Source organism: Sedimentitalea xiamensis, assembly GCF_030164465.1.
In the GTDB taxonomy this organism is placed as follows: domain Bacteria; phylum Pseudomonadota; class Alphaproteobacteria; order Rhodobacterales; family Rhodobacteraceae; genus Sedimentitalea; species Sedimentitalea xiamensis.
On record NZ_JASNJE010000061.1, the window covers coordinates 1 to 7,771 of the forward strand.

8 protein-coding genes and 1 pseudogene are annotated in these 7,771 nt (G+C 63.7%); 6 read left to right on the plus strand and 3 right to left on the minus strand.

Features of this window, described 5'->3' with window-relative positions:
• A partial coding sequence (locus QO034_RS22715; RefSeq protein ID WP_284487800.1) for a transposase occupies positions 1 to 172 on the plus strand: 172 nt, incomplete at its 5' end.
• Positions 173 to 300: 128 nt separating this feature from the next.
• On the opposite strand, the gene QO034_RS22720 is transcribed toward QO034_RS22715, so the two are convergent.
• Positions 301 to 2,328 (minus strand): TonB-dependent receptor, encoded by a 2,028-nt coding sequence (locus tag QO034_RS22720; protein ID WP_284487791.1) that lies wholly within the window; start codon positions 2,326 to 2,328, stop codon positions 301 to 303.
• Between the two features lie 429 nt (positions 2,329 to 2,757).
• Here QO034_RS22720 and QO034_RS22725 point away from each other — a divergent pair, with 429 nt between their 5' ends.
• The 4 genes from QO034_RS22725 to QO034_RS22740 are packed head-to-tail and all read left to right on the plus strand — an operon-like array spanning position 2,758 to position 6,460.
• Positions 2,758 to 3,750: a hemin-degrading factor gene (locus QO034_RS22725; protein ID WP_407696808.1), complete on the plus strand. Its 993-nt coding sequence runs from the start codon at positions 2,758 to 2,760 to the stop codon at positions 3,748 to 3,750.
• Complete coding sequence (locus QO034_RS22730) at positions 3,747 to 4,607, plus strand: heme/hemin ABC transporter substrate-binding protein (RefSeq protein WP_284487793.1); 861 nt, start codon at positions 3,747 to 3,749, stop codon at positions 4,605 to 4,607. Before QO034_RS22725 ends, QO034_RS22730 begins: the two co-directional genes overlap by 4 nt.
• 11 nt (positions 4,608 to 4,618) lie before the next feature.
• Positions 4,619 to 5,680, plus strand: coding sequence for a FecCD family ABC transporter permease (locus tag QO034_RS22735; protein ID WP_284487794.1), 1,062 nt, complete (start codon positions 4,619 to 4,621; stop codon positions 5,678 to 5,680).
• Between the two features lie 3 nt (positions 5,681 to 5,683).
• Positions 5,684 to 6,460, plus strand: coding sequence for a heme ABC transporter ATP-binding protein (locus QO034_RS22740; RefSeq protein WP_284487795.1), 777 nt, complete (start codon positions 5,684 to 5,686; stop codon positions 6,458 to 6,460).
• Between the two features lie 12 nt (positions 6,461 to 6,472).
• On the opposite strand, the gene QO034_RS22745 is transcribed toward QO034_RS22740, so the two are convergent.
• A complete protein-coding gene (locus tag QO034_RS22745; RefSeq protein WP_284487796.1) occupies positions 6,473 to 6,667 on the minus strand; it encodes a hypothetical protein in 195 nt (64 codons plus the stop codon).
• Between the two features lie 450 nt (positions 6,668 to 7,117).
• Positions 7,118 to 7,503: pseudogene (locus QO034_RS23430) on the minus strand (DUF4158 domain-containing protein).
• Between the two features lie 71 nt (positions 7,504 to 7,574).
• Here QO034_RS23430 and QO034_RS22760 point away from each other — a divergent pair.
• The coding region (locus QO034_RS22760) for a hypothetical protein (protein ID WP_284487799.1) at positions 7,575 to 7,771 on the plus strand (197 nt) is incomplete at its 3' end.

Here is a 7,771-nt window from a genome sequence, read left to right on the forward strand (position 1 = left end):
GCGTTCGTCCCACAAGGTGCAACGCGAGTTCCCAGAGCTGCGCAGGCGCTACTGGGGCCGCAGGTTCTGGGGACGCGGGTATTTCTCAACAACCAATGGTGCCATCACAGAAGACATCGTACTTCAGTACCTGGAACAGCACATCGCTGATCCTACCGGCGCCAGCCGGTAGTCGTTCAGATTCGGGTGACTAGGCCTGGCGTTTCGAGGATGGATTTGAGCGGCGGCATGGTTGTCACTCCGTCATGGCTATGCTGGAATGAGCGGCCCGCATCCGGACTGCTCGGGGTTCCGGGCGGTTCAGAACGTGGCGGTCACGAACAGGCTGACATAGCGGCCCGGGCCTTCGATCTGGTCGATCGAGCGGTAGGTCTTGTCGAACATGTTCCCCAGCTCCATCGACAGAACCGCGTTTTCGGTCAGGTCCAGCGTGCCGCGCAGGTTGAGCGTGCCCCAGCCGCCGGTCTGTTCGACGATGGTGCCGGCTTCATCCTGTTGCGCCGCTTCGCTTTCGGCCCGCACGAACAGGTCCCAGGTACCGCTCACGGTGCCGGCGGCCCAGTCCGAGCGCAGGCCAGTCGTGCCGGACCATTCGGGTACGCCGCTGTTTCGGGTGGTGAAGCCGTTGGCATAGCTGAATTCACGGGTCACGTTGGACAGGGTGATGTAGGGACGCACACCGCCCAGCCACCCAGGATCGAACTCGGCAGCGACTTCCAGGCCCCAGCTGTCGGCCCGGTTCACGTTCTGGTAGGTATAGGTCCGTGCCGTGCCGGTGGCGATGGTGGCGATGTAGTCGCGGGAGCGTGTGTAGAACAGCGCCGCATCCAGCACCACGCCGGGGCGGTCGATGCGCAGGCCGATCTCGTAATTGGTGGCGGTTTCGGGCTTCAGGTCGGGATTGCCGATCACGGTCCCGCTGCCCCCGGCCGAGGTCAGGTAGAGTTCGCTGAGGGACGGGTAGGTGTAGCCCTGCGAGATGTTCGCCCGCAGCACCGCGTCGTTGGGCAGCAGGTAGACCAGCCCGGCGGAGCCGAGGAACCGGTCGTCGCTGTTGCTCTGGCCCGGTAGAACCGCGCCGTTGACGATATAACTGTCCAGATCGCTTTCGACGCTGTAGTAGCGGAACCCCAGCGTGCCGATAACATTGCCGAAGATGGCCTCGTGCTGGGCGAACAGGCTGGCGGTGCGGATTGAGGCATCGGCATAGCCGGTACTGACCGTGGGCGGCCCAAAAGGCGGGATCATCGAGGTGGTCGAACTCTTGTCCGTCTGTAGACTGTCATCCTCCAGCTGGAAGCCGATCACGCTGCGGTGGCCGGGCGCGAATTCCAGGTTGGCGGTGGCGCGCAAACCGCTGGTGGTCTGTTCGTCGTCGGAGGTGGACAGGACGTTCATTGAAAACGGACCCGTCGGGAAGGTGATGTCGTTGCGGAACTTGCGGTCGATGGTCTGGGTGTAGGCATCGATTTTGAGCATCGACATCCAGGGCGTCAGGTTCTCGCCTTCGTAGAACGCGCTGTACTTGCGCAGATCGCGTTTCGGCAGATCGATGACGAGATCGGGATCGCCGGTATAGACGTCCGCCGACAGGTCGTAATCCTGCGCCCGGAACCCGACATAGTGATTTCCGAACCGGTAGCCGAGGAAGGCGAGGATATTGCGGTCCTCGCTGCCCGAGGGCACCAGTGGCCCGTCCGGGGTTTCCCGGTCGCCGAGGTCAGACCTGGAAAAGGACAGGCGATAGTCGAAATTTTCGACCGTGCCGGCGATGCTTGCCGCGGCGCGATACCCGTCATTTGTGCCGATATAGCCGGCGGTGCCGCTCAGTTCGACCGGCTTGTCGGCGCCGCGCTTGGTGACGATGTTGATCACGCCACCAATGGCGCGGTTGCCCGAGATCACCGAGGACGGTCCCCGGACGATCTCGATCCGCTCGATTTCGGTCGGGGAGATCAGGATCGGCGTGCCGTATGTGGTGTGGTCGGAAACGTGCTGGCCATCGAGCAGGATGGCGACGCGCTGAGAGCTTTCGCCGCGGATGCGGATGCGTTCGATGCCGGATTCGGTGACGCTGATTCCGGGCACGTCCTGAAGGACCTGGGCGACCGAGGTGGGCGGAACCCGGCTGATTTCCTCCTGGTTGACGATAGTGACCGAAGAGGCGGAGTCCATCACTTCGGTCGGGATGCCCGAACCGATTATCGTGATCTCGCCGAGCGGGATCAGGCTGTCTTCTGCGCCCTGTGCGGCAAGTTGGGCCGGCACCAGGGTGGCGGCCAGCACCGCACCGGAAGCGATGTGGAGAGATGTCGTGCGACGTGTCATTCTATTCTTTGTCCCCTGGCGGGCCGGATGAGACCCGCGCATACCAGTGCCGCCCCGCTTGATCCGGAGAGGCTGTTTCTGTTTACCTGGCGTTCTGGCTGGGTTTTTCTCTGCCCGTTCACGGCAGAGCCGCCAAACGGGATCGGAAGGGTGCTAACAATTACCCGATTATTTTACTAGTGTATTTTTCACCTTTGCCGTCGTTGCCCTGATTTTCCGATGAAAATGAGGATGCACGGGCTTCAAACCGACTTGATGTTGACAAAAAGACTCGGTAATGCGGTCGCAACATGATCGCGGCAAGCCAGGGCCAGGGAGCCAATCCCGAAAAGCAGCCAGACGTGATTCTCCATTCAGTCAAAGGAGTGTCCCGTGACGCAGACCCCAAATCCGGTCGAAATCCGTTCGGCCCGCAGCCAAAACCCAAAGATGCGCGAGCGCGATCTGTCGGACAAGCTCGGCATCGCCGAGGCCCAGTTGCTCGCCGCGCATGTGGGGCAAGGGGTGACCCGCATCAGTGCCGACATGGACCGAATCATGCCCGCCCTGAACCGGCTGGGCGAGGTGATGGCGCTGACCCGGAACGAGAGCTGCGTGATCGAGAAGGTCGGCATCTATGACGGCTATCGCGGCGGTCCGCACGCGGCACTGGTGGTCAATGACGAGATCGACCTGCGCATGTTTCCACGCCACTGGCAGACCGGTTTCGCTGTGGAAAAACCGCTGGAGGATGGCGGGTTGCGGCGGTCGATTCAGATATTCGATGGGGCGGGGGACGCAGTGCACAAGGTGTTCCTGCGCGAAAACTCGGTCCTTGAGGAATGGGATGGGCTGGTCGCGGAGCTGAAACTAGCGGATCAGTTGGACGTGCTGGAGGTGACGGAACGCCAGCCGGTGGAAACGGCGCTGGCCGATGTGGACAAGGCCGAGCGCCTGCGCGCGGAATGGGACCGGATCACCGATACGCATCAGTTCCTGCAGATGGTGCGCAAACTCAGAATGAACCGGCTGGGCGCCTACCGAATCGCGGGCGCGCCCTATGTGCGGGCGCTGGCGACCGACTCGGTGGCGGCGATGCTCTTGCAGGCCGCAGAAACCGGTGTGCCGATCATGGCTTTTGTCGGGAATATGGGCTGCATCGAGATCCATACCGGCCCGATAGAAACGCTGAAACCGATGGGTCCCTGGCTGAACGTGCTGGATCCGGGATTCAACCTGCATCTGCGCGCCGATCACATCGCCGAAGTCTGGCAGGTCACCAAGGCGACCCGGCGCGGCGACGCCATTTCGGTCGAGGCTTTTGACAAGGACGGGGTGTTGATCGTGCAGTTTTTCGGCGTGCTGGCCGATCCCGATGCCGCGCAGCGATGGAACAAGATGGTCGCAGGGCTGGAAGGACTGAAACAGGCTGAACCGGTATGAAACGGCTGAGCGCATTGGTGAAACTGCAGCTTTCGCTCTGTGCCGTGCTGCTGCTGGCATTCGCGGCGCAGTTGCAGGCGGAACCGGCGCAGCGGATCGTTTCGGTGGGCGGGTCGGTGACCGAGATCGTCTATGCACTCGGGCAGCAGCACCGGCTGGTGGCACGGGACACGACCTCGAACCACCCGGCGGAAGCGGGTGACCTGCCGGATGTCGGCTATTTGCGCCGCTTGTCACCGGAAGGGGTGTTGTCGGTGAACCCCGACCTGATCCTGGCGGAGGACGGGGCCGGGCCGCCCGAAACCATGGATTTGCTGGAACAGAGCCAGATCCGCGTTGTCACCGTTCCGATGGGGTTTGACCGCGACGCCGTGACAGCCAAGATCGAAACCGTCGCTGCCGCGCTCGGGGTGCCCGAAAAGGGCGCAGAACTGACAGCGCGTGTCAGCGCGGAAATCGACCGGGCAGCGGGCCGGGATCTGACCGGCCGGAAGGTGCTTTTCGTGCTTGCCATGCAGGGCGGGCGCATCATGGCCGGCGGCACCGACACCGCCGCCGACGGAATTATCGCCCTGGCCGGGGCGACAAACGCGGCCAGCGGGTTTGAGGGCTACAAATTACTGACCGACGAAGCGATCCTGACCGCCGCGCCGGACGTGATCCTGGTGATGGAGAGCCGGGGCGAAAGGGCTATCAGCGATGAAACCTTGCTGGCCCATCCCGGCCTTGCCGCCACACCTGCGGGGCAGAGCGGCGCGATCCTGCGCATGGACGGCATGTTGCTGCTCGGCTTTTCAGTGCGCACGGGACAGGCCGTGACCGAACTGGCGGCGGGCCTCGACGGGCTGGGAAGCTGACGGGCTTGAGCATGGTCACACAGATAGCCGCGAGCCCGCTCGCCGGCGACCGCAGCCGCGCGGCGCGCCGGCTGGGCTATGTCCTGGTGGGGCTGCTCGGCCTGACCTGTATCGCCGGGTTGGCGGTCGGGGCGGCGGGCACGTCGCTCTGGTCGGCACTCGCGGATCTGGCGGTGGGGCGCGAGCTCGCCTTGCGCGACAAGGTGGTTCTGTGGGACATCCGCGTACCGCGGGTTCTGATGGGGATGCTGGTTGGCGCCGCGCTGGCGGTGTCGGGCGCGGTCCTGCAGGGGCTGTTCCGCAACCCGCTGGCGGATCCGGGCATTGTCGGCGTCAGCGCGGGCGCAAGCCTTGGGGCGGTGATCGCCATCGTGCTGGGCGGCGCCTTGCCGCTTGCCGCCGCGATGGGCGCGTGGATTGTGCCGGTTTTCGCCTTTCTCGGGGCCTGGGGCGCGACGATGACCCTGTATCGCATCGCCACACGGGCCGGACGCACCTCGGTCGCCACCATGCTGCTGGCGGGGATCGCGCTGACCGCGCTGACAATGGCGCTGACCGGGCTGATCGTCTACGTCGCCGATGATGCGCAGCTGCGCGATTTCACCTTCTGGAACATGGGCTCGCTGGCCGGGGCGACCTGGGGCAAGCTGGCCGTCGCGGTTCCGCTGATCCTGTTGCCGCTGGCGGCGTCGGGCCTGCTGGCGCGGGGGCTGAACGGGCTGGCACTTGGCGAGGCGGCGGCGGGTCATATGGGTATTCCGGTGCAGCGTCTGAAAGGCGCGGCGATCCTGATCGTCGCCGCCGCGACCGGCGCCGCCGTTTCCATCGGCGGGGGTATCGGTTTCGTCGGCATCGTGGTGCCGCATCTGTTGCGGCTGGCCACCGGCCCGGACCATCGGTTCCTGTTGCCCAACGCGGCGCTGCTGGGTGCGGCGATGCTGCTCCTGGCCGATCTGGTCAGCCGCACCATCATCGCGCCCGCGGAACTGCCCATCGGGATCATCACGGCGATCATCGGCGGGCCGTTCTTCCTGTTCATCCTGCTGCGTCAGCGCGGCATCGTGGACCTGTGAGCGATGCTGATCGCGCGCGACATATGTGCCGACTACAACCGCAAGGCGGTTTTGCGGGAGGTTTGTTTCGGCGCCCGGCCGGGGCAGATCACCAGCATAGTCGGCCCGTCCGGGGCAGGGAAATCGACCCTGCTCAAGGTGCTGACCGGGGATCATGCCTTCGCCGGAACGGTCAGGCTCGATGGCCGGGATATCGCGGCCTTCCCGCTGCGCGACCTGGCGCGGATCCGGGCGGTGCTGCCGCAATCTACACCGTTGGCCTTTCCCTTTACCGTGATCGAGGTGGTGCGTCTGGGACTGGTGAACCATCCCGGCCAGGATCACATTGCCCGGCGGGCGCTGGCACAGGTCGGGCTGGCGGGGTTCGAAGGCCGCTATTATCAGGAACTGTCGGGAGGCGAACAGCAGCGGGCGCAACTGGCCCGCGTGCTGTGCCAGGTCTGGGAGCCGGTGGGGGCGGACGGAACGCCGCACTGGCTTTTCATGGATGAACCCGTTTCCAGTCTCGATATCGCCCACCAGCTGCAGGTCATGGCCCTGGCCCGACAGTTCGCGGACCGGGGCGGCGGCGTGGTCATGGTGATGCATGACCTCAACCTGACCGCGATGAGCGCGGACAGCGTCGCATTGCTGCGCGCGGGCCGTCTGATCGTGCAGGCCTGCCCGGAGGACGTTTACCGCGACGACATCCTGGGCGAGGCCTATGGGTGCAGGCTCGAGGTCGGCAAGACTCCTGTGCGGGGCGCGTTCGTGTTGCCGCAAATGGTCACGGTGCCGTAAGACAGGGGACTTTCAGGCCGCCATGAACCCCTTGTAGCCGGTCAGGGCGAATTGGATGCCCATGGCGGTGACGATCAGGCCCATGTAACGGTTGACCATGTCGCGGGCGCGGCCGGGACCGGATGTCTTGCGCCCTCCGAGAAGCGCCGTACCCGGCAGCAGCCACGTCAGCCCCAGGACCACGGCGATCGCCACGAATGCCGTCACAGGGATGCTGCCGCGCTTGACCGCGCGCCGCACGCTGCGAGAGCAAGGGCAGCGGGAACTCAACACCCGTACGGTTGTCCGAACCGCCCTTGAACAGGCCCCGAGATTCTCAGGATGCTGCAGCGACACACTTTCGGGGCAAACCGGGAAAAGTTCATCCAAGCAACCGATCATCTGGTCTCTCCGGCAGCCGAATGAGGGCCACCGCGACAGATGCAGCTGATGTGAGAATGCAATAAGCTGAGTCTCATCATTAAATGCCAAACTTTGAAAAACAGCCGCAGCCTTACAATTAACTGCCATGTCACATCATCTCTACCGCCAGTTGACCGAAGGAATGATGCCCTTCCAAATGCGTCCCGAGATGCTGCATCTGCGCTTTGGTCCCGCTTGGCTCGGGCCGCGCCCAACCATTCGATCCTGGCGGCATCGCTCATGGCAAAGATCATGTCACGGATGATCCTGTGACGAAAGTTGCGCTCGGCCCGTGAACATCTTGTAGCCGTAGACCGCACGCAAAGCTGCCAGATGCTCATGCCGGGTCTCCTCTCGGGTCGCATACCCGGCCAGATCGTCAGGCTTCAGGCCAAGCTGTGCGGCGATGAAGCGGGTGACCGCCAAAGGTATTACCTCGCCGGCCCCCAGCAGACGCCTGGGATATCGCAACACGCAGAGTTGCAGGGCAAAGCCAAAGCGGTTGTGGGGACGGCAACGGCGCGGATGATCTCCAGATCGTCGTCCGACAGCGTGTAGTGATGCAGCATCGACGCTTCATCGGTCGGCAGGTCGAACAATGCCGCCCGCTGGCGGTCGGTCAGGACAGTGCGATGCGCCATGTATCTTTTGCTTTCCAGAAATGGTTTGGGTATTCTTGATTTTGATATGGGATAAGAGGCAAAGATCGTGCGTGAAAGCGTCTGTCACGTTGCCCTTAAAGGGGCTCTGCCTCAATCTGTGTGGCGCAGCTATCCTGAACCTGAAATCTTCAGGAGGGATAGTTGTGATTTCAAAGAAGCACTGGTCGCCCGGGCGCGATGTTTCCGTTCAACGCGTCGAGCGGCGTGAAACCGACGGGTGGCTTGTATCTGGCACCTTGGCACCGAA